The 21226-nt window shown below is 31.1% G+C and carries 19 protein-coding genes; 5 read left to right on the forward strand and 14 right to left on the reverse strand.

Annotation, left to right across the window (positions count from 1 at the left end; all coding sequences use genetic code 11):
* Positions 1–34: 34 nt before the first annotated feature.
* A complete protein-coding gene (locus tag BLW23_RS09385; protein ID WP_093669130.1) occupies positions 35–478 on the reverse strand; it encodes a type I restriction enzyme HsdR N-terminal domain-containing protein in 444 nt (147 codons plus the stop codon).
* 62 nt (positions 479–540) lie between these two features.
* Between BLW23_RS09385 and holA the strand changes: the two genes are divergently transcribed.
* A complete protein-coding gene (holA, locus tag BLW23_RS09390; protein ID WP_093669132.1) occupies positions 541–1545 on the forward strand; it encodes a DNA polymerase III subunit delta in 1005 nt (334 codons plus the stop codon).
* A gap of 89 nt (positions 1546–1634) precedes the next feature.
* On the opposite strand, the gene BLW23_RS09395 is transcribed toward holA, so the two are convergent.
* The 3 genes from BLW23_RS09395 to BLW23_RS09405 all read right to left on the reverse strand — a co-directional run bounded on the left by BLW23_RS09395 (position 1635) and on the right by BLW23_RS09405 (position 4838).
* On the reverse strand, positions 1635–2765 hold the full coding sequence (locus BLW23_RS09395; RefSeq protein WP_093669134.1) for a serine hydrolase domain-containing protein: 1131 nt from the start codon (positions 2763–2765) through the stop codon (positions 1635–1637).
* Positions 2766–2932: 167 nt separating this feature from the next.
* The gene (locus BLW23_RS09400; protein ID WP_093669136.1) at positions 2933–3901 is read right to left on the reverse strand and encodes a DUF6268 family outer membrane beta-barrel protein; all 969 of its coding nucleotides are present in this window, start codon (positions 3899–3901) and stop codon (positions 2933–2935) included.
* A 121-nt stretch (positions 3902–4022) separates the two neighbouring features.
* A complete protein-coding gene (locus tag BLW23_RS09405; protein ID WP_093669138.1) occupies positions 4023–4838 on the reverse strand; it encodes a LytTR family DNA-binding domain-containing protein in 816 nt (271 codons plus the stop codon).
* A gap of 245 nt (positions 4839–5083) precedes the next feature.
* Between BLW23_RS09405 and BLW23_RS09410 the strand changes: the two genes are divergently transcribed.
* From BLW23_RS09410 to BLW23_RS09420, 3 genes are all read left to right on the forward strand, one after another.
* Positions 5084–5920 carry a GLPGLI family protein gene (locus tag BLW23_RS09410; protein WP_093669140.1) on the forward strand — a complete coding sequence of 279 codons (837 nt, stop codon included), beginning with the start codon at positions 5084–5086 and terminating at the stop codon, positions 5918–5920.
* 107 nt (positions 5921–6027) lie between these two features.
* On the forward strand, positions 6028–8742 hold the full coding sequence (locus tag BLW23_RS09415; RefSeq protein ID WP_093669142.1) for a carboxypeptidase-like regulatory domain-containing protein: 2715 nt from the start codon (positions 6028–6030) through the stop codon (positions 8740–8742).
* 78 nt (positions 8743–8820) lie between these two features.
* Positions 8821–10452: an ABC-F family ATP-binding cassette domain-containing protein gene (locus BLW23_RS09420; RefSeq protein WP_093669144.1), complete on the forward strand. Its 1632-nt coding sequence runs from the start codon at positions 8821–8823 to the stop codon at positions 10450–10452.
* Positions 10453–10476: 24 nt separating this feature from the next.
* Here the strand turns inward: BLW23_RS09420 and BLW23_RS09425 are convergent, their stop codons facing one another.
* From BLW23_RS09425 to BLW23_RS09465, 9 genes are all read right to left on the reverse strand, one after another.
* The gene (locus BLW23_RS09425; protein ID WP_093669146.1) at positions 10477–11466 is read right to left on the reverse strand and encodes an SAM-dependent methyltransferase; all 990 of its coding nucleotides are present in this window, start codon (positions 11464–11466) and stop codon (positions 10477–10479) included.
* Positions 11467–11722: 256 nt separating this feature from the next.
* Positions 11723–12616 carry a hypothetical protein gene (locus tag BLW23_RS09430; protein ID WP_093669148.1) on the reverse strand — a complete coding sequence of 298 codons (894 nt, stop codon included), beginning with the start codon at positions 12614–12616 and terminating at the stop codon, positions 11723–11725.
* A gap of 412 nt (positions 12617–13028) precedes the next feature.
* Positions 13029–13655 (reverse strand): SGNH/GDSL hydrolase family protein, encoded by a 627-nt coding sequence (locus BLW23_RS09435; RefSeq protein WP_093669396.1) that lies wholly within the window; start codon positions 13653–13655, stop codon positions 13029–13031.
* A gap of 23 nt (positions 13656–13678) precedes the next feature.
* Positions 13679–14869 carry a glycosyl hydrolase family 18 protein gene (locus BLW23_RS09440; RefSeq protein WP_093669150.1) on the reverse strand — a complete coding sequence of 397 codons (1191 nt, stop codon included), beginning with the start codon at positions 14867–14869 and terminating at the stop codon, positions 13679–13681.
* A 169-nt stretch (positions 14870–15038) separates the two neighbouring features.
* On the reverse strand, positions 15039–15914 hold the full coding sequence (locus tag BLW23_RS09445) for a M90 family metallopeptidase (RefSeq protein WP_093669152.1): 876 nt from the start codon (positions 15912–15914) through the stop codon (positions 15039–15041).
* A 153-nt stretch (positions 15915–16067) separates the two neighbouring features.
* The gene (locus BLW23_RS09450; RefSeq protein WP_093669154.1) at positions 16068–17102 is read right to left on the reverse strand and encodes a M28 family metallopeptidase; all 1035 of its coding nucleotides are present in this window, start codon (positions 17100–17102) and stop codon (positions 16068–16070) included.
* A gap of 64 nt (positions 17103–17166) precedes the next feature.
* Complete coding sequence (locus BLW23_RS09455; RefSeq protein WP_093669156.1) at positions 17167–17964, reverse strand: ABC transporter ATP-binding protein; 798 nt, start codon at positions 17962–17964, stop codon at positions 17167–17169.
* Positions 17957–18934, reverse strand: coding sequence for an iron ABC transporter permease (locus BLW23_RS09460; protein WP_093669158.1), 978 nt, complete (start codon positions 18932–18934; stop codon positions 17957–17959). The genes BLW23_RS09455 and BLW23_RS09460 overlap by 8 nt, the downstream gene beginning before the upstream one ends.
* Before the next feature lie 58 nt (positions 18935–18992).
* Positions 18993–19571, reverse strand: coding sequence for a non-canonical purine NTP diphosphatase (locus BLW23_RS09465; RefSeq protein WP_093669160.1), 579 nt, complete (start codon positions 19569–19571; stop codon positions 18993–18995).
* Positions 19572–19826: 255 nt separating this feature from the next.
* On the opposite strand from BLW23_RS09465, the gene BLW23_RS09470 reads away from it, so the two are divergent.
* On the forward strand, positions 19827–20648 hold the full coding sequence (locus BLW23_RS09470; protein ID WP_218134037.1) for a helix-turn-helix domain-containing protein: 822 nt from the start codon (positions 19827–19829) through the stop codon (positions 20646–20648).
* A gap of 32 nt (positions 20649–20680) precedes the next feature.
* Here BLW23_RS09470 and rlmH read toward each other — a convergent pair whose 3' ends face one another.
* The gene (rlmH, locus tag BLW23_RS09475) at positions 20681–21154 is read right to left on the reverse strand and encodes a 23S rRNA (pseudouridine(1915)-N(3))-methyltransferase RlmH (protein WP_093669162.1); all 474 of its coding nucleotides are present in this window, start codon (positions 21152–21154) and stop codon (positions 20681–20683) included.
* Between the last annotated feature and the right edge of the window lie 72 nt (positions 21155–21226).

Below are 21226 nucleotides of genomic sequence, written 5' to 3' on the forward strand. Positions count from 1 at the left end.
TTGGATGCAACTATTTGTTAGTTACGTTTTTCAATTAAGAGTACTCAGGAATATCTCTTAAAAAAACATAGCGTTCATTTTCTGTATCTAGCATGCAATAAAAATGTTCTAAACCATTGGTTACAACTAAAAAATCAGCATTGAGTTTTAAGTTATATCGGGCAATTTGATCAAAAGTTGCTTGTGTTATTTTAACCTTTGGAGCTTTACATTCTACAATGATGTTGGGAGTACCTTGTTTATCGAAAATCACAATATCCGTCCTTTTTTTCAATTGATTAATAGTCAATTGTTTTTCTACGGCAATTAGTGAAGCGGGATATTTTTTAACCTCCATTAAATACATAACAAAATGCTGTCTTACCCATTCTTCAGGAGTTAATACCAAATATTTTTTTCTTAAGCAATCAAAAATAAGCGTCTTATTTTCGTTACTTTTGAGCTTGAAATTAAAGGTGGGTAGGTTTAATTTTTGCATTGTTCAAAAATACATGAATTTTTCTACTTAACAGTTTTCTTACTTAATGGTATTTATAATATATGAATGAAGTAACGCATCTTATCAACGATATAAAAAATGGCAATTACAAACCTATTTATTTTTTAATGGGAGAGGAGCCTTATTATATCGATAAAATTTCAGAGTATATTGAGAGTAATGTTTTGGATGAATCTGAAAAAGGTTTTAATCAAGTGGTAATGTATGGTCGTGATGTTTCTATCGAAGAAATAGTATCTTCAGCTAAACGATTTCCAATGATGGCGGAGCATCAAGTAATTATTGTGAAAGAAGCGCAAGATTTAAGCAGAACTATTGATAAAATTGAATCCTATGCAAATCAACCTCAGCCTTCAACTATTCTAGTTTTTAACTATAAATACAAAAAGCTAGATAAACGTAAAAAAGCGTATAAAGCAATTTCCAAAAATGGAGTATTGTTTGAAAGCAAAAAATTGTATGAAAACCAAGTGGCCGACTGGATACGTAAGGTTTTAGGTGGTAAGAAGTACAATATAGAGCCTAAAGCATCGCAAATGCTTGTGGAGTTTTTAGGAACTGACTTGAGTAAAATTAGTAACGAATTGGAAAAGTTGGTTTCTGTATTACCAGCTGAAACCATAATCAGTGCTCAACATATTGAAGAGAATATTGGGATTTCGAAAGACTTCAATAATTTTGAATTACGCAAAGCGGTAGGGGAAAAGGATATTGTAAAAGCAAATCGAATTATTACATATTTCGCTCAAAACCCTAAGAATAACCCTTTAGTGATGACAATTTCGTTGCTGAATAGCTTTTTCACACAATTGTTAATGTACCATGGTTTAAAAGATAAATCAAAGGCTTCTGTAGCTAAAAACTTGGGAGTGAATCCTTATTTCGTCGATGATTATGTTACTGCTGCTCGAAATTATCCAATGAGAAAAGTATCACAAGTAATAGCATTATTAAGAGATGCTGATATGAAAAGTAAAGGAGTAGGAGGAAATGCACTATCGCAATCCGATATTTTAAAAGAATTACTTTTTATGATTTTACATTAAGCGAAGTTTTACAGGAAACTTCTTTTAAAAAGTAAGCTCAACTCTTTAAAGATTTTTTAAGAATTGAGCTGAAATACTTTCTCCTGAAACTAGTTTAACCAGTTGTGTTTTTCAAAAATTTCAACGCCTTTGTTTAGTAAGTAACTATAATGATTTAAAGGCCTATTGAAAAGTCCTATGTAGGTAATGTCGTGTTTCGGTAAATATACATGAAAAGCTCTAAAACCTCCTTGAGATCCTGTATGCATTATATATTTAGTATTCACATTGATATGTTTATACTTAAAAGTATTTCCAAGAAACCAGCTATATCCAATTTTGGGATCTTCTTCACTTTTCCAGTTTACTGGTGAGAAAATAGTTCTAGATTCATTTGTCAATTCTTTACTAAGAAAAACATTGTTTTGAATAGCCTTTTCATATTTAACCAAATCTAAAACCGAACACCATATTCCTCCGTTTCCTGCAGCGGCGAATGTTGGGACTTCACCGTAGTCGTATTCTTGAAATACTCCTTTCCTTCCTTCATAATAACCATGTGCCACATTAGAATCAGGGAACGATCCATTGGTAATTTTGCTATGATCCATTCCAGAAGGTTTAAAAATGTTTTCGATAACAAAATCTTGCCAAGGTTGTTTTGTAACCGATTCAATAATTAAAGCTAAACCATTATAAGCAGGATTTGAATAGGTGTATTTTTCTCCTGGTTGAAACAACAGGCTATCCACTTTTTTTAAAGGTTCAAAGTTAGCGGTGTCTTTGGCCGTTATATAAAAGTCTTGATTGTTATAAACATCTCTAGCATCTGGAATTCCAGAGGTATGAGTTAAAAAATGCTTTATTTTTATATCTTTAACAAGTGATTTGTTTTTGAAATCAGGGAAATATTTTAAAATATGATCATTAATATCTAGCTGTTTCCTTTCATGTAAAATTAAGATGGCATTAGATACAAATGTTTTGGAAATAGAACCCGTATTGAATATAGTGTTTTCCGAATTTTTTTCTCCAGATTCTATATCTGAAACTCCATAGCTTTTTGAGAAAATAGTATTCTCTCCTTTTTTTATTATAATGGATCCTCCTGGTTCGTTTTCTAAAAAGAACTCTTTAGTAAATAAGTTCTCCAATTCAGTAGTAATAGTCTTCTTAGATTTTTCTTTATTGCATGAAACTAAAATGAGTAATGCTAGTATTAATAGATTGTGTTTTTTCATTATTAAGTAGGTTAGTAATATTTATTCTCATGGTAAATATAGAAATTTACTGATGTAAAGGACATAAAAAAGGGAACATAGTCTTGTAATTTTTAATTAATAAAAAACTCTGGACTTATGTGTATAAGTCCAGAGTTCTTTGAAGGGGAGAGTTTTGAGTTAGTTTTTTATTTTCCAAAATTATACTTCAGTCTAACCGAAATATATGGAGCTATATCAAAGAAATATGAGTGTTTATAGTCAAAAATAGTACTTAGTTTACGTTCTCTGAATTGGGCATTTCTTCTACCACTAAAACCAATAACAACAGGTATGCTTAACCCTTTACCTATTTTAAATTCTGGTACTAATCCGAAGATTGAGTATTGATGTGAAAACATCATGTTTTTACCCTCTTTTTTTAGGAATGCTCCTTGTCCTTTATTTTCTGCAAGTATGCCGATATTGAATGTTTTATCAATATTGTATTTGATATTTAACTCGGCTCCCCTCAACAACGATAAATCAATTGATAATTTTTTCTGTGTAGTAAGCCACTTTATATATATAACGGGAAGTATCATTGGAAACCCAAAGGTATTGTTAATGGCTACTCCCAGGCCAGCCTTAAAGTTTGGATTAACTTGTTTAACAATAATGGCTGCTAAATTAATTAATGTATTATCGAAATTGATTTGATTTATATTTGAATGTGCCATATTAAGACTTCCACCGAGCACTGCTATCAAAGATAATCGTTCGTTAAGCGGTCTATTGTGGATTAAGCTTAAACTAACGTTTGTAATTTCAGGGATTACTAATTGTTCTGAAAAGTTATAATTGGTCAAGTTGGTATATGCACCTCCAACATTAATTGCCCATAATTTAGGACTACCATTTTTATTAATTGTTAAAGAAAGAGGAAGTGTAATATTGGCTTGGTAAACCGTACTTTTTCCCTGACTATTACCAACTCTATTTTTTTCGCTGGTACCAAAAAAACTTGGTTTTACTTCGTGCATATAATTAGATGTTCCAAAATGTTCAATTTTAAAATCAATTTGTGAGCATACTTTCTGATAGGTTAGTAGAATAAATAATACAAGAACCGTTTTTTTGGTTTGTAAGGTAAATTTGTTGGCCGTGGTAAAAATCATTATTGTTCGTTTTTTAGGCAAACAAATCATAATTAGAGCGAGTAAAAAAAGTATAGTTGTTAGTGGATAAGTTATGTGGTAAATAAACCGTGTTTGGGATGAATTGAATAGATAAATGGGACTAATTGAATAGAGGTTTTACGGTTTTATAAGAAGCTCTTGAAATAGGAATAGTCTCTTCAATACTAGTTAAAGTAAGTGTTGCTTTTTGTGAATTCCCTTGTAGCTTAAATGAATGTTCAGGATTTATTAAATAAGAACGATGGGGCTGGATTAAAAAAGGAGCTTGAGATAAAATATCGCCCAAACGAGCTCGTAATATTTTGCTTTCAATGTTTTTATTTTTGTAGTTAACAACAACGTAATTATCTAATGATTTAACATAGAGTAAATCTTCTTTAAAGAGGGTTAATTCTTCATTGTTATTTTGGCCTTTAAGGGTCAGCTTTTCTTGTTGTTCCTTTATTATAAGTGTCTTTTCTTCCGAGTTTAGTGTGCTGTCTTTAATTAGTAAATAACGGAGAACAACTTTAGGAAAAACTACTAAAGGAAATAGTGGAAGCCCGATATAATAAAAAAATAGAGCTAATCTATTAAAAGAAAGTGGGTGCTTTTCAAAAACAAGATCAAGATAAATATAACTAAAAATCATCCCCATTAAAGAAGAGAGAAGTAGAAAAACTATTTCATTCCATACTGTCCAAGTATTTAATTTTCGATATAAATCATTAGCGATAAAATGACTCGTCAAATAACTAATGAATTTTAAGAATCCAAATCCTACTAGTAAAAGAGCTTTATGCTCTCTGCTGGCAATACTTAAATTGAATGGCTGTAAAGCAATTAAAATAAAACTTAATAAAATACCCAAAACTGCAGCTATTAAAAAGTGCTGTTTAAAAGTTGGGTTATAAGGAAAAGGATTATTTAAATTCATTGATTAAAATCTCGATTTCTTGGTGAACAAATTTAACCCAAATTTTTGTTTGAGTTAGAAGAGAAATTAATGTGTAAATATTTTTAGGAAATATTTATGGTTTTACATCGTATAGACAAGTGTTTTTTACAACTATTTATTAATAGTTTAGTTGTGTAGTTTGTTGTTTTATAGGGGTGAAGGTGTTTTAGTGTTGTTTTTGTTTAATTTTTTATTAAATTTGTTAAACATAAAACATACTTATTATGAAATCAATTCTATTCAAATCTAGTTTTCTTCTGTTGTTTACATTATTATCCTTTAAAACGAGTGTTCAACAGTTTAGAGGACAAGCGATATATTTTTCTAAATCAAAAATGGAATTGGGGCGATGGGGAGCTAGAATGAGTGAAACCCAAAAGAAGCAAATTCAAGCGAGGTTGAAAAATAGACTTGAAAAAACGTATGTTCTAAATTTTAACAAGAAAGAATCGTTTTTTGAAGAAGAAGAAAAATTGGATGCGATATCTGGTGCAACGGATACTTGGGGAAAAAACTTTACTCAAGGTGATCAATACAAAAATGTTCAGGAAAATTCTTTGGTCCAAAGTCAAGAGTTCTACGGTAAAAGGTTTTTGGTTAAGGATCAGCTTCAAAAGATAGAATGGATAATAGGAAAAGAAACGAAGCAGATTGGAAAATATTTATGTTTTAAAGCAACCGCTTCAGTGCCAACTTCAGAATTAAAATGGTATAATTTTTCATGGAGTGATCTCAGAAAAGAAAATCCAAAGAAAACAGATTCATTAGCAACTAAAAATACGGAATCTAAAATAAAAGTGACGGAAATCGAAGCTTGGTATACTCTTCAAATCCCTGTAAGTCATGGCCCTGCTGAATATTGGGGGCTTCCGGGTTTAATATTAGAAGTAAGTGCTGGAAATACGGTTATATTATGTTCTAAAGTTATCATAAATCCTAAAGAAGAAATAGTTATTCAAGCTCCTTCAAAAGGAAAAGAAATAACTAAGGTAGAGTATCAGAAAACCATTCGAGGTAAAATGATAGAAATGAGAAATAATAGAGGACGAAGAAGAGAGTAATAGCTATGGTTATCAATTTACAAGAGATAGGTTGATAGGCTTTTTGAGTTCTTTAAAGAATAAAATCTAATTTATAGTTCAAATAATTATTTATGAAATCATAGTTTATGCTGAAAATACTAACATTTATTTGCTTATTATTTGCAACAAAATTTTACGCCCAATTAAGCATAACTGGTGTTGTAAAAGATAGTTTAAATACACCTCTAGAATTAGCAAATGTAATAGCCATTGATAAGACGACGAATCTCTTAGAATCGTATGCTATTACTGATGAAAAAGGATCGTTTAAATTAAATCTAAAGAAAAATCAAACTTATAATATTCAAATAAGTTATGTTGGGATGAAAACTTATGAAGAACAAATTAAGATTGAAGAGAAGGATATTGTCAAGGATTTTGTGTTGCAAGTTGATAATACTTTAGATGAAGTAGAGGTAACATATGAAATGCCTGTAGTCATAAAAGGAGATACTTTAGTGTATAACGCGGATTCTTTTAAAAATGGAACTGAACGAAAGTTAGAGGATGTTTTGGAAAAGTTACCTGGTATTGAAATTAATGAAGAAGGACAGGTGGAAGTAGAAGGAAAAGTAGTCAATAAATTAATGGTTAATGGGAAAGATTTTTTCGATGGAGATACAAAGTTAGCAACAAAAAATATTCCTTCAAAGGCAGTGGATAAAATTCAAGTATTGAGAAATTATTCTGAGGTTGGTCAACTAAGTAGCGTGAGAAATAACCAAGATAATGTAGCGTTAAATATAAAATTGAAAGAAGGGAAAGAAAATTTTTGGTTTGGTAATGTAACTGTTGGTGCGGGTGCCGCTCCAGAAGATGAGTTATATTTGGTTCAACCCAAATTATTTTATTACGATCCAGCTTACAGTATTAATTTTATAGGCGATTTTAATAATATAGGTGAGTTATCATTAAATAGAAGAGATATTCGAGGTTTTGGAGGAGGATTTCGAACTCCAAGTAAAAGCAGTGGAACGGATATTAATATAGGAGATAATGGACTTAGTTTTTTAACCAATCAAAGCGATGCCTTAAAAATAGAAAACCAACTAGCAACGGCCAATTTCAGTTACTCTCCTAAGAAAACATTGGATTTTAGTGGTTTTTTAGTTTTTAATAGCAGCAAAATAGTGTCTCAAGAATCAAGATTTATTCGATATACCAATGAAGAGTTAGGAGTTCCTGATGAGTCCATAGGGCAGAATGGAGAAGAAAGATCAAATCAAGGAGTTCTAAAGTTGAGTACTTCATATAAACCGAACTATAACAATCAGCTTGATTATAATTTCATAGGTAAATTGTCGAATGATCGTCAGAATCAAAACATATTTTCAAATGTTGTAGGAGGAACAAATCAGGACGAGGAAGCCACACCATATAGTATAAATCAAAATTTGAACTATTATTATACCTTAAATGAAGATAATATTTTTGCTTTTGAAGCTCAGCATTTAATAAGGAATGAAGATCCCTTTTATAGCGCAGTTTTGCAAAACACTACAAGTTTGAATGATCCATTCGACACTACAGCGAACCAGTTAGGGTTGGATGATTCATTAGACAATTATAATTTAGCTCAAAACAGAAGAATTCATTCTAATCAATTAGATACTAAACTTGATTATTATAACATAATAAATACGAAAAGTAATTTAAATTTAACATTAGGTTTCATAGCAAGTTATCAAGAGTTTAATTCTAACATTTTTCAATTTTTAAATAATGGAGCTATTTTTAATCCGACGCCTTTATTTAATAATGGGAAGGCAATGAATGATGTAGAATATCAGTTCAATGATGTTTATTTTGGGGCACATTATCGATTTAGAAAAGGGAAACTTACCATTACTCCTGGGTTTTCCGTACATTCTTATGGTAATAGAAACAGTCAGTTTGGTGTTACTAAAGAAGATAATTTTTTTAGAATACTACCAGATTTTGAAACAAGAATTCAATTCAAAAAAAGTGAAGCACTAACGTTGAGGTATGAGATGCGTAACCAATTTACTGATGTAACACGATTGGCCCAAGGCTTGGTTTTAAATAATTACAATAATATACAATTTGGAGACCCTGAACTACAGAATGCCTTATCTCATAATTTGAGTTTGTTATACAGTAGCTTCAACTTGTTTAATTATACGAATGTTTTTGCAAGAATAAGTTATTCCAGTAATATTGATCAGATAAGAAATCTAACCAATTTTGAAAATGTAATCAGAACAAGTACTTTTTTCAATTCGAATTTTTCGGATGAAAATTTCAATGCTTTTGGTAGAGTTCAAAGAACCTTTGGGAAAATAAGAGCTAGTTTAAATACACGTTTTAATTATAGTAAAATAAATCAGTTCATTCAAGGAGTGCAGTCACTAAATCAAAACTATACTCAGGTTTATGTTCCAGGGATTCGTACCAATTATCTGAAAGCTCCAAATATTAACTTAAGATATAGTTATAGTATTTCGAATAATAACCAAGGGAGTCGAAAAACAACGTTTATTACTAATGCTCCTTCTATTGAAATAGATGCTTATATATGGAATTCAGTAACACTTGTATCTAACTACACTTATACGAATCAAGATTTTGGAGATGGAAATTCTCAATCTTTTCGAAATCTCGAAGCTACCATTTCTTACAGGAAGAACAAAGACGCTAAGTGGGAGTACCAAATTAAAGGAACCAATTTATTAAATATAAATACTCAGGTGAGAAATAGTACAAATGATATTTCTGTTTTTTCTGCAGAAACTTTTATACAACCTCGTTTTATAACTTTCCGTTTTATTTATAATTTGTAGTTTATACTTTCATTATTATTCATCTGTAAAACTTGGGATCTCTAATCAAAATAGTATTTTCGCAAAAAAATAATTTATATGATTACTGTAGATCAGTTGACTGTTGAATTTAGCGGGAAGTCGTTGTTTAGCGATGTTTCTTATGTTATTAATGAAAATGATAAAATTGCCTTAATGGGTAAAAATGGAGCTGGTAAATCTACAATGATGAAAATTATTGCTGGCTTAACAAAACCTACTAAAGGAGGTGTTCGCACACCTAAAGATACCGTTATAGCTTATTTACCTCAGCATTTACTCATGGAGGATGATTGCACTGTTAAAGAAGAGGCAGCTAAAGCTTTCGATACCATTTTCAAAATGAAAACGGAAATGGATTCGTTAAATAAACAGTTGGAAACGAGAACTGATTATGAATCCGATGAGTATATGAAACTCATTGAGCGAGTATCGGATTTAGGAGAAAGCTATTATGCTTTGGAAGAGATTAATTATGAAGCCGAGGTTGAAAAAGCGCTGAAAGGATTGGGTTTTAAGCAAGAAGATTTAAATAGACAAACTTCTGAGTTTAGCGGAGGATGGAGAATGCGCATTGAATTGGCTAAAATTTTATTGCAAAAGCCAGATCTGATTTTGCTAGATGAACCCACAAATCATGTAGATATAGAATCTGTTATTTGGTTAGAAAATTTTTTAAAGAATAAAGCCAAAGCGGTAGTTGTAATTTCACATGATAGAGCTTTTATCGATAATATAACGAACAGAACTATCGAGGTTACGATGGGAACAATTTACGATTACAAAGCGAATTATTCTCATTATTTAGAATTGAGAAAGGAGAGACGAGAGCAACAGTTAAAGGCATACGAAGAGCAGCAAAAGTTTATTGCAGAAACCAGGTCATTTATTGAACGCTTTAAAGGAACTTATTCTAAAACGAACCAAGTAGCTTCTCGTGAGCGCATGCTTGAAAAATTAGTATTAGTTGAAATTGATGAATTAGACAACTCTTCGCTAAAACTTCGTTTCCCTCCATCGCCAAGGTCAGGTGATTACCCCGTTCGTGTGGAAGGACTTACAAAAAAGTATGGTGATTTGACCGTTTTTGAAGACGCTAGCTTTTCTATTTCTAGAGGAGAAAAAGTTGCTTTCGTAGGAAGAAATGGTGAAGGTAAATCAACTATGATTAAAGCAATTATGGGAGAAATAGATTTTGATGGCGAGTGTGGATTAGGGCATAACGCTAAAGTCGGGTATTTTGCTCAAAATCAAGCCTCATTATTAGATCCTGAACTAACTGTATTTGAAACAGTAGACGAAGTTGCAGAGGGAGATGTAAGAACTCAGATAAAGAATATCCTTGGAAGATTTATGTTTGGAGGAGATGATATTGACAAAAAGGTAAAGGTACTTTCAGGAGGAGAAAGAACACGATTGGCAATGGTTAAATTATTGCTTGAGCCCGTTAATTTATTAATTCTCGATGAGCCGACAAACCATTTAGATTTACGATCAAAAGATGTGATTAAAGAGGCTTTAAAACATTTTGACGGTACTCTTATTTTGGTTTCTCATGATAGAGATTTCTTACAAGGACTTTCGCAAAAAGTATTTGAATTTAGAGATAAGCGCGTTATTGAACATTTCGAAACTATCGATGTTTTTTTAGAACGAAATAATATTAAAGCCCTAAAGGAGATAGATTTGTAGTGAGTTTGGAAAATTACTACTATACTAATTTTCAAAAACTACCTCGAGGCTAGGGTGATTGTTTACATGATAGTATGTTTTAATACGTTGATTTTTGGTTAACTCGGAAATGTCATTATGTATAAAAGGAATGGTAAGGCCACTTTCGTTATAATTGAGAATTATATTATCAAATATTTGTATTTCGGTAAGTATGGCAAAATTTTTATAATGGTAAATTTCGTTAGGATCTATTGTAACTGTTTGTAAGGGAAACTTATATTCATTGTTATTGCTAAAGTCTTTAGAATACGTAGTTATGAGTTTTTTATTTAAATCAAATACAGTATCAATAATTTGATATGGTTGCTTTTCTTTTTGAGAGTTATCAAAAGAAGTGATAAGAGCCGCATGAAGCTTAATACTTTGAGGAATCATGATGGTGTCTTTTTTCATTTGACTTAGAATATTCATCATAACAGCAACCTGTTGCTCTTTTTCGAGAGCTCGTTGCATGGTTTCACTAATAACAATGTCAGATTGCTGATTTTTATTGAATTTATATGTAGAAGCATCGGCTTGGATAAATTCTTGCACATAGTTGTCAAAACCTAAAGAACTAATTATCTTTTTCAAGTACAAAGAAGTTTCTTTATTAACTTCTATTAAGATAACGTTCAGTTGTTTTGATGAAAATAAAGGGAGAAGGGGTAGTATTAGAGTGGCAAAAGGTCCAGTACCAGCGTATAAGATTTTTACAGTCTCCTTTTCGTTTAGCTTTTCTTGGATGGCTTTATATATTCCTTGAATAAACTTTTTAGTTCTTAATAAATCATCAAGGCATAAGGCGGCCCATTTTGTACCCAAAGCTTTACCTTTATCAAAAAATAAGTCATTGTTTCCATCCATATCAGAAATGTCTAATTCTGACAGTTCGTAAACTAAAGATTTGAAATTTTCAATTGTACGTTTTAGTTCTGCGAAATCAACTTCCTCTTTAATAAGAACTTCTGCAATTTTCTTTAAATTTTCCATAATTAGTAGTTTATTTCACTAAATATACAAAACCAATATGATTATTTATACAGGTGACTGCTGATCCTTTAAAATTACACAAGTTTCCTTGTATTATATCAAATGAATTTTAAAATGCTGCAAAAAATACGACGTTGCTTTTTTCTTTTTCAAAACTGTAAAACCCTTACATAACATAAGCTACGGGATTGTTTTTCAATGAAGAAAAAGGGAGAATGAACAAGTATTTATGTGGAATTTTATGGGGCGTTTGGTATCAGAATGCTTTACTAGCCCATTGAGTTCTCATTTCGGTTCCAATTTCGATAAACTCATCATCAAAATCATTAATTCGGAAAGAGCCGAAACAAACATCAGGTAAAATAGAATCTACTCGTATATGGAAGTCTTCGAATTTTGTTGAAAATGAAACCCCTTTTTTAATTCCATCTTTTGCTCCTTTATTCAATTTAATTCTCCAAAAAGCGTATTGCTGAAATTTACTGTTTTTTAATTCTTTTTCAGTATCAATAATATTTGCCGAAATAGGTTTGGTTAAAAAGTAGGTTCTCCATTGCTGAGGTATTTGTTCAATATTAAAAGAGGTTTTAACACTATCAGTAGGTTTATAAGTTCTTTTAAAATAATAACCTCCTTCGCTAGGCTCTATTCCTGAATTGAAAAAATAAGCAAAGCGTTGAAAGTCATTTTTTTCGTCATGATTGGAGATGGAATTAAACTGATCAGAAAGTAAATATTCTTTATCATTCCACTTAACGATATAATACCTAGTGTTAATTTTAGAGTCATTTTGTTCATAAGAATATATATTTGATTCTTTTACGTTTTCAAAACGTTTAACAAGAAGAGTCATTTCAGTCTCTTTTGGTTCAAGAGTAATAACGTTGCTTGTTTTTTGGAAAGTACCGTAATGTTTTTTTATAGTAGTATCACCGTTAACTCTATTAATATTTTCGGTAATTACGAATCTATTATCTTTTAAAAGGTTAATGTTTTTCGCATAGTTAATAGCATTAAAAGAATAGTTTGTAACAATTTCGTTATTTTTCGATTTATTGTTAATCTGCGAACTATTCGAGTTCCTGTTAAAAGAACAGGAACTATAGAGCACGGCAGTAGTAAATAAAACTATTGCGGTTAAAGTTTTCATAATCCTTTCGTTATTCCGGTTATCACTTAATATTTATGGATGGAATTCAAAATATTTGCTAGCATTCGTCTTAACTTTAATATAAAAGTTTCGATTTATTTTAAATGGTTATACTAGCAAGTCCCCCTTTGAATTAGATACAAATATATAGTTAAAGTCACGAATATGAGAGTTTTAGTAAGTAAAATCGAGCGTGCAAATGAAAATAGCAGGAAATATAGGTGGTTCTGGAAGAAATAGTATTTAAGATTAATACTTTAATAATTAAAAGCTTATCTAAGAATTTAACCTTATCGGCAAACTAACAAAAAACATTTTTTTAAAATATTTAACCATTGTTAGAGAGGTGGTTACGGTTGGTGAAGGAGCTAATTTATTCTCAAAATGAATAAACTAGCTCCTTTATTTTTTGTTATCTGATATGTTTTAGAAGGTTCTTGGCAATAATATTGGCAGTAACTTTAGAACCTTTTAAAGAAGGGTGGAAACCGTCTTTTCCATAATAATTAAACTTGTTAAAATCGTCAAAGTATTCTTTCCATTCTTTTCCAACAGGTAATAAAATGGCATCATTGATTTTTGCAGCTTCAGAATAGTTTTTGATCACGTTATCAAAACTTTGAAAATGATGGCGTGATGGCCAAACCATGAAATAACAAAGTTTAGAGTTATTTTTCATACAAAGATCTTTAAATTTTTTACCAGTATCGATGAGCATTTTTCTTCCATTAGCTCTTGAAGAAGGTCCTTGTTGAATAATTACAAAATCGAATTTTTTACTCGAAATTAGCCTTTGTACCTTTCCTCCATTCCAATGATCAATTATAGCATAATTTGGATATGCTACCATTTCAACAAACATTTTTACTTTGCTTTGATTGGCAGCTCGTTTTACAAGCTTTGGCAAATTATTATAATAGGTTAAGCTATTACCAATAAATAAAACAGATATTTCTTTTTTCTCGTTGGGATTGTTCTCGGTAGTTTGAGAGAAACCATAGGTGCTTATAAACAGTAATACATAGAGTAAGTTTTTCATAAAATAGGGGAATATAAATAGTGTTATTCGGTAAATTTTTCTTTCAATAGATTCCATAATTCTGGATATCCATGATCATAACCAAGCGCCCAAATTCCAGCACCAGCTAATTGTTTCTCTTTAATCCAGTTATATTTTAAAGAAAGTGATTTTACATCCTCAAACCATAGTTCTTTATAAGCTGAATTTTCGTTGAGAGTAATGTAGGTCGACTCGCTGTTAGTGTTGAATTGAATAGGTGCATTGAGCCCGTCAATATAGTTACTTTTAATAATTCTATATGGAGGATTCGCGATAAATTTAGAAACTTTTGAAGGAATAGTTTTGGTAGTTGTCAACCATTCGGCTCCATAATAAGGAACGCCAACAATTAGTTTATCTGGTTTTACTCCTTTTGAAAGATAATAATTGACAGAGTATTCCATACCATTACCAAACTCCTTACTCGTTTTTAAAGGACTAACCGGTCCGGCTACCTTGCTAAAGCTGCCATAATAGTCGTAAGCCATTAGAGTATAAAAATCAATACTATTATTTATTTTAGGAATGTCAAATACATCATGCCAGTCTTCTGCATATAAGCATAATGAAACCATATATTTAGGGTTTTTAAGTTTTAGTTTTTCCGATATTTTAACAATAAAATCATTAAACTCAGATTTTGAATTGCTGGAAACCTCCTCGAAATCGATGTTAATTCCATCAGCATTTCTGAAGTCTAATAAATCTATGACATTTTGGATTAAATTTTCTTGTGCTGAAGAATTTTTTAAAAATTCCATATTATTTGAAGCACCAAAGTTTGAAATACTTAAAAACACCTTACAGTTATGAGCCTTTGCGCTATCAATTAAAGCCGTAGTTTTCCATTGATGAATGCTTTTATAATCTCCGTTCTCTGGGTTTACAGAGTAGGAGAAATAAGAAATACCCCAGAGGATATCGAAATTATATGCAGTATAGGCTGTTCCGCTGCTGTAAAGATGCCAACCGAAAGTTTTGTATCGTGGGTTTCTCTTTTGATTTTTATACTTGATGGTTAATGAAGTTCTTTTTTTTAAGCTATCCCATTGACTTTCTTTAGTGAAATTGAATTTTTGATGAAGTTTTTCTTGAGAGCTTCTATGACTTTCAAATGGTTTATTTGGCTTGGTTTTACTACAAGAAGCAATAATTAGTACCAAAAAAACGGCATATAATATATTATTTTTCATCTGTTAAGTTTTATACTTACCAGTCGTCATGTACAAATTTTAGAAATGAGTTGTAATAGTTTTGAAGTAACACAATTCATATCCATTTAGTTTAAGGAAGACGTTATAAGTTTTTATTTTATTGTTTGGCTTACAGCTAAAATACATGAAATTTAATTAAAAGTGAGACCTAATTCCTCCCACAGCATTTTTTATATTTTTTTCCACTATTACATGGACAAGAATCATTTCTGCCAACATCGGTTCTAGGGATGAAAAGATTTCGATCATCCATGTCTTGCTTGAAAATCAATTCTAACTTATTATAAAGCCTTGGATGTTTTTTTGCTAGTAATTTCGGTCTTTCGAAAAAATATTCGCCAACAACTGAAAAGAACTCGGCTTTATTGGTGCCTCCATAAGGATTTATATCAGATTCTTCTTCATATATTTCCTCCATTTTATGAGTCATTAAATCTATCCAAGGGAGCACATATTGCTTTTCAAGTAATACTTCAGGTATGCCGTCTATTTTTCCATCCAATTTATCTATTAAATGAATAAATTCATGAATCGCTGTATTTTGTTTATCTGATTCATTTTTGAAGCCAAGATGTAAGGCGTTTTTTGATAGAATCATTTTATTTTCCAGAAAACCATTTCCAACCATGCCTAAAACATTTCTATCAGGCCCAGTTCTTTCCAGGTCTCTATTGAACATACATGGATATAGGAAAATTTCTGAGATATTTGGATAGTTCCAATCAGGAAAGTTAAAAATAGGGATAATAGCACTTGCAGCGATTAAAACTTTATCTATGTTTTCAACCGAAGTATCAACACCTACAATAGAACAATTTAATAGAAATTCTTGAATTTTAAATTCGAATTGATCTTTTTCGTCGAAAGCAAGGGCGTTATAAAAAGCAACGTTTTCAACAAGATACGGTCTCCATTCTGGAGGGAAAGCTACTTGCGGAGTACGATGTTTATCAACTTTTTTTTTAGATTTTTGCCTGTAAATAAGCAATCCAATGAAAAGTACAGCAATTGTAGATGTTAGCATTTTTTCTGTTTAAAAGCCAAAAATAAAGGATTTCTGCCGTTTAGGGTAATTTGCTTAAATCTGATTAAAATCAATATCAATTTCCCATATAAAAAAAACTCACCAGGAGGTGAGCTTTTGAACTATTAATTTAAAACTTGAAGTTCCTAAGTTTTATGGAGTCTTATCTACTTTAATGCGATCGGTTCTATTTGCCACTTCCCAAGCAGTATGAAAAACTAAGCGAGTTCTTGTTTCAAGCATTTCGTAGTTAATTTTATCAGGAGTATCCGTAGACTTATGATAATCAGCATGTGTACCATTGAAATAAAAGATAATAGGAATGTTATGCTTCGCAAAATTATAGTGATCAGATCTGTAATAAAAACGATTAGGATCGTTTTCATCATTGTATTTATAATCTAAATCTATTTGAGTGTATTTTATATTAATAGCTTCTGAAATACTATGTAATTCAGAGCTTAGTTTATCAGAACCAATTAAATACACGTAGTTAGGGTTTCCCTTATGTCGATCGTCAACTCTTCCAATCATATCAATGTTTAAATTAGTAACGGTGTTCGCTAAAGGGAAAATTGGGTTTTCAGTATAGTATTTAGAGCCTAATAAACCTTTTTCTTCTCCTGTAACATGTAAGAATAAGATTGATCGTTTTGGACCTTTTCCGGCATCTGACGCTTTTTTAAAAGCTTCAGCAATTTCCAAAACAGCTACAGTACCTGACCCGTCATCATCAGCCCCATTATATATTTTTCCATTCTTGGTACCAATATGATCTAAGTGTGCTGATATTACAATAATTTCTTCAGGTTTTTCAGTCCCTTCAATAAAAGCAAGAACGTTTTCCGAATCTTTTAAAGCTTTTCTTCCGAAAACATTTTTAGTAAAAAATCGAGAAGGAATTTCTTGAAGATAATCACCTTCACTTATAGGTGATTTAATGCCACTTTTTATATAAAAATCTTTCAAGTATTGAACAGCTTTTTTCTGTCCAGGCTCACCAGTATCTCTTCCTTCAAACTCATCAGAAGCATAAACAAATAAATGTTTTCCTAAATCTTTGGCAGTAATTGTTTCAGCATATTTTAAGGAATGATCGATATTGGATTCGTTTTCAATACCTGTAGCTTCCTTACTTGTACTGCATGCTGCCAAGGCCACAGCACCAGCTATAAGTAGTTTTCTCATCAATAATTGTTAATTTACATGGGTTCGAAAAGCTTAATTTTAAAAATTAAACTGGCTAGCAAAGTTACTTTTTCCTTATGACGAATTGTTCTAATGTTTTGTTAAAACTTATTAATTCCATAGGAAATAGGGAGTTAAAGGCATTTTGATCAATAAGTTTTTTTGCAGATCCTTGGTATAATTGGTCTTTGGTGAGTAAAATAAGTTCATCGGCCAATTGAATAGCAAGGTTTACTTCATGTGTTGAAATAATAATAGTTTTATTGGTAGTCTCAACAAGCTTTTGCAATAATGAAAATACTTTAAATGTGTGGTGAATATCTAAGTGAGCGGTCGGCTCATCAAGGATAATTACTTCGGTATCCTGAGCTAACGCCCGAGCAATTAATACACGTTGTAATTGACCATCGCTAAGTTCGTAAAAAGGTTTGTCCTTTAAATGGGTAATTTCCGTTTGTTCAATTGCCCAAGAAATTTTTTTTAAATGTTTCGAAGATAGCTTATCAATCCAGTTAGTGTAGGGTTGTCTTCCTAAAGCAACAAGTTCAAAAACGGTTAGCTGGCTTAAAGGAAGTCGTTCGGTCAATACCAAGCTTAATTTAGTAGCGAGTTCCTGATGAGAGTATTGTTCAATATCTTTTCCATTAAGATTAATACTACCATCTAATGGCTTTTGAACTTTTGAAATTGAACGTAATAAAGTTGATTTACCTATTCCGTTTCTTCCTAAAAGAGCAATGAATTTTCCTTTTTTAAGTTTTAAATTGATATTAGAAGCAATAATAGTTCGTTTCTTTTTAGAAGAATATCCAATAGATAGGTCTTTGGTTTCTAGTATGTTATTTTTTTTTGTGTTACACATAAATCTTCTTTTTTCTGACTAGTAACCAAATAACAATAGGTGCTCCAAATAATGAGGTAATTGCATTAATTGGTAATATAAAAGAACTATTAGGTAATTGAGCGATACTATCACAAATGAGTAGTATTATTGCTCCAATAATAGCTGTTGAAGGTATTAATATTTTATGGTTTGAACTCATGAAGAAAATTTTAGCTAAATGCGGTACTGCCAAACCAATAAAGGCAATGGGGCCTGAAAAAGCTGTAATAACTCCTGTCAACAAACTCGTTATTAACAAAATAATGTTTCTGCTTTTTTTGATATTCACACCTAAACTTATTGCATAGTTTTCACCTAACAACAAGCTGTTTAAAGGTTTTATAACAAGGGAAGTAGCAGATATGCCGACTAGATAAATAACAAAGAAAATTAGGATTTCATTCCAAGTTAAATTACCTAAACTACCGAAACTCCAGAATTGATATTGCTGAATTTGCTCAGCTTCACTAAAATAAGATAAAACGCTAATAACCGCAGAGGTTAAAGAACCAAACATCAAACCTATAATTAGTATTGACATTGTGTTTCGAATTTTATTAGCAGCGACAATAATAGCTGAAAGAACGATAAACGAACCAATGCTTGCAGCAAATGCCATGGACCAATTAGAGACGATTAAAGATCCAAACAAACCTCCAAACAAACCCGAACCTAATATAAACAAAGCGACACCAAGGCTGGCTCCTGATGATATCCCTAAAACAAAAGGTCCAGCTAAGGGATTTCTAAATAATGTTTGCATCAAAAGGCCACTTATAGATAAACCAGATCCTACCATGATAGCAGTCATTGCTTTGGGAAGTCGATAATTGATGACAATAATGTCCCAACTACTTTTAACGGATTCTCCTCCAGTTAAAATAGAAATGATTTCAGAAATAGGAATACGAACAGAGCCTAAACTAATGTTGATTATTAAAAAACACATCAACAGAGAAATAAGTAGAATAAAATGTTTCGTATATGTTTTAGTAATGCTCAAGAGTTTATGCTAATGATGTTAAGAATGCGACCAATTTTTGAATGGCCAATCCTCGATGACTTATTTTGTTTTTTTCTTCAGAAGACATTTGAGCGAAAGATATTTGATGACCTTCGGGTTTAAAAACTGGATCATATCCAAATCCCTTTTCTCCTTGTTTTTCTTTTAAAATATCTCCTTTACAAACACCATCGAAGAAATGTTGTTTTCCATTTAAATTTAAACAAATGGACGTTCGGAAATGTGCTTGTCTGTTATTTGTGTTTTTTAGTTCATTTAACAGTTTTTGCATGTTGTTTTCTGCATTAGCGGGTTCTCCTGCATATCGAGCGGAATACACTCCAGGGGCTCCATTTAAGGCCGCAACTTCCAATCCAGTGTCGTCAGCAAAACAGTTATACTGATAATTATCGCTAATATGGTTCGCTTTAATTTGAGCATTTCCTTCTAAAGTACTAGAAGTTTCAGCTATATCTTCAAAACAATGAATGTCTTTTAACGATAATAATTCGATGGAGTTGGGTAACATTTTTTGTACTTCAGCTAATTTGTTCAAATTATTGGTAGCAAAAACGAGTTTCATATTTTTCAGTTATTACCTAGTTAAGTGTCGTTGAATTTTTAAAAATGTATCAATTTCCTACTCAAAAAACAGTAGTCAGAACATTTTGTTGTGTTAACAAAAGTAATCTTTTTTATGATGATAGTAGCTTTTTGATAAATATTATGCGTTCTTTACAAATCTCGGGAAGTACTGAAAACAAAGGAATGTCGCCTAAATGTCGGGTAAAATACAGTCTAATTTTTTTATCAATTTAAAAATCGAAATTAACATTGCATGAAAAACGAAAAAATATACATCATGAAACAACCAGATTTAGGCAAGAAGATTTTTGAATTAAGAAAGCAAAAGGGATTTACTCAAGAAGAATTGGTAGAAAAATGCAATATTAATGTACGAACTATTCAACGAATAGAGGCAGGAGAAACTACACCAAGAAGTGTTACGATAAAACTAATATTAGAAGCACTGGATGTAGAAAACGATGAAATTATTAAAGAGAATTATGCAGGAGGAAGGTTTGATAAGTTATTTGGATTTAATTCAGATAATTTTAAAAGTGTATTGAATTTAGCATGGATTTTTGGAGTTGTTTATTTCTTATTTGGATTTGCGGAGGTTGCTGCTGAAACTAATTATTACTTAGATGGTGAAAATTATTTTAACGATTTTAGTTATATTCTTATCAAAATAACTACCGTAGTTTCTTTCACCTTTTTTATGCGAGGATTTGTATTTGTAGGGAGTTATTACAAAAATGGATTGTTAGAGTTCATGTCATTTCTTTTAATTCTTTTAAATTTTGTTTTTGGAATTTCCGATATCCTTTCTTTGTACATTGACGAGAGTTATACGTACTATTTTATGGTAGCAAAGGTTATGACCTTCGGATGTGTAGGTGTGATTTTCGGAATAGGAATTATACGATTAAGAAAATATATTGGTGACTTAGCCATTGCAACGGGTGTTTTAGAAATAGTGACGGGCGTTTTTTTTGCCACTGTAATTTTAGCCATTGTTGGGGTTTTTGCTTTAATTCCATTGGAGTTATTGGAGATTGTAATTCTATACAAAATTGCATCCAAGTTAAATCAATAATTAATCATTGATAATTGTGATTAGTTAAAAAATTATTCATGATGATATGGCTCATTTCTTAAAATGGTAAATCCACGATAAACTTGTTCAACAATAAATAAACGAATCATCTGATGGGAAAATGTCATTTTTGATAATGATAGTTTCCCATTTGCTTTATTATAAACAGCTTCGGAAAAACCGTATGGACCGCCAATAACAAAAACGAGTTGTTTAATACCAGAATTCATTTTTTTCTGTAGATAATGAGAAAATTCTATAGAGGTGTGCTGCTTCCCTTTATCATCTAATAATATTAATTGGTCTGTAGGTTGAAGTTTCCCTAAAATCAAACTACCTTCTTTTTCTTTTTGTTGTTGCTCACTTAGGTTCTTAACGTTTTTTATATCAGGAATAACCTCAAGTTCAAACTTTACATAATGTTTTAATCTATTTTGATATTCGTCTATTAGCTGTTGAAGTTGCTTATTATCGGTTTTCCCTATAGCGAGTAATTTTATTTTCATGGAATTAATTTAGATATAAATGCATGGTTGTATTCATTATGACTGTAATGAACTATTTAACCGAAACCCTCA

This window comes from Tenacibaculum sp. MAR_2009_124 (genome assembly GCF_900105455.1).
Taxonomy (GTDB): domain Bacteria; phylum Bacteroidota; class Bacteroidia; order Flavobacteriales; family Flavobacteriaceae; genus Polaribacter.

Bases quoted from the DNA above. Each gene is read 5' to 3' on its own strand.
- BLW23_RS09385 (WP_093669130.1), bottom strand. From the start codon at position 478: ATGCAAAAATTAAACCTACCCACCTTTAATTTCAAGCTCAAAAGTAAC.
- holA (WP_093669132.1), top strand. From the start codon at position 541: ATGAATGAAGTAACGCATCTTATCAACGATATAAAAAATGGCAATTAC.
- BLW23_RS09395 (WP_093669134.1), bottom strand. From the start codon at position 2,765: ATGAAAAAACACAATCTATTAATACTAGCATTACTCATTTTAGTTTCA.
- BLW23_RS09400 (WP_093669136.1), bottom strand. From the start codon at position 3,901: ATGATTTTTACCACGGCCAACAAATTTACCTTACAAACCAAAAAAACG.
- BLW23_RS09405 (WP_093669138.1), bottom strand. From the start codon at position 4,838: ATGAATTTAAATAATCCTTTTCCTTATAACCCAACTTTTAAACAGCAC.
- BLW23_RS09410 (WP_093669140.1), top strand. From the start codon at position 5,084: ATGAAATCAATTCTATTCAAATCTAGTTTTCTTCTGTTGTTTACATTA.
- BLW23_RS09415 (WP_093669142.1), top strand. From the start codon at position 6,028: ATGCTGAAAATACTAACATTTATTTGCTTATTATTTGCAACAAAATTT.
- BLW23_RS09420 (WP_093669144.1), top strand. From the start codon at position 8,821: ATGATTACTGTAGATCAGTTGACTGTTGAATTTAGCGGGAAGTCGTTG.
- BLW23_RS09425 (WP_093669146.1), bottom strand. From the start codon at position 11,466: ATGGAAAATTTAAAGAAAATTGCAGAAGTTCTTATTAAAGAGGAAGTT.
- BLW23_RS09430 (WP_093669148.1), bottom strand. From the start codon at position 12,616: ATGAAAACTTTAACCGCAATAGTTTTATTTACTACTGCCGTGCTCTAT.
- BLW23_RS09435 (WP_093669396.1), bottom strand. From the start codon at position 13,655: ATGAAAAACTTACTCTATGTATTACTGTTTATAAGCACCTATGGTTTC.
- BLW23_RS09440 (WP_093669150.1), bottom strand. From the start codon at position 14,869: ATGAAAAATAATATATTATATGCCGTTTTTTTGGTACTAATTATTGCT.
- BLW23_RS09445 (WP_093669152.1), bottom strand. From the start codon at position 15,914: ATGCTAACATCTACAATTGCTGTACTTTTCATTGGATTGCTTATTTAC.
- BLW23_RS09450 (WP_093669154.1), bottom strand. From the start codon at position 17,102: ATGAGAAAACTACTTATAGCTGGTGCTGTGGCCTTGGCAGCATGCAGT.
- BLW23_RS09455 (WP_093669156.1), bottom strand. From the start codon at position 17,964: ATGTGTAACACAAAAAAAAATAACATACTAGAAACCAAAGACCTATCT.
- BLW23_RS09460 (WP_093669158.1), bottom strand. From the start codon at position 18,934: ATGTGTTTTTTAATAATCAACATTAGTTTAGGCTCTGTTCGTATTCCT.
- BLW23_RS09465 (WP_093669160.1), bottom strand. From the start codon at position 19,571: ATGAAACTCGTTTTTGCTACCAATAATTTGAACAAATTAGCTGAAGTA.
- BLW23_RS09470 (WP_218134037.1), top strand. From the start codon at position 19,827: ATGAAAAACGAAAAAATATACATCATGAAACAACCAGATTTAGGCAAG.
- rlmH (WP_093669162.1), bottom strand. From the start codon at position 21,154: ATGAAAATAAAATTACTCGCTATAGGGAAAACCGATAATAAGCAACTT.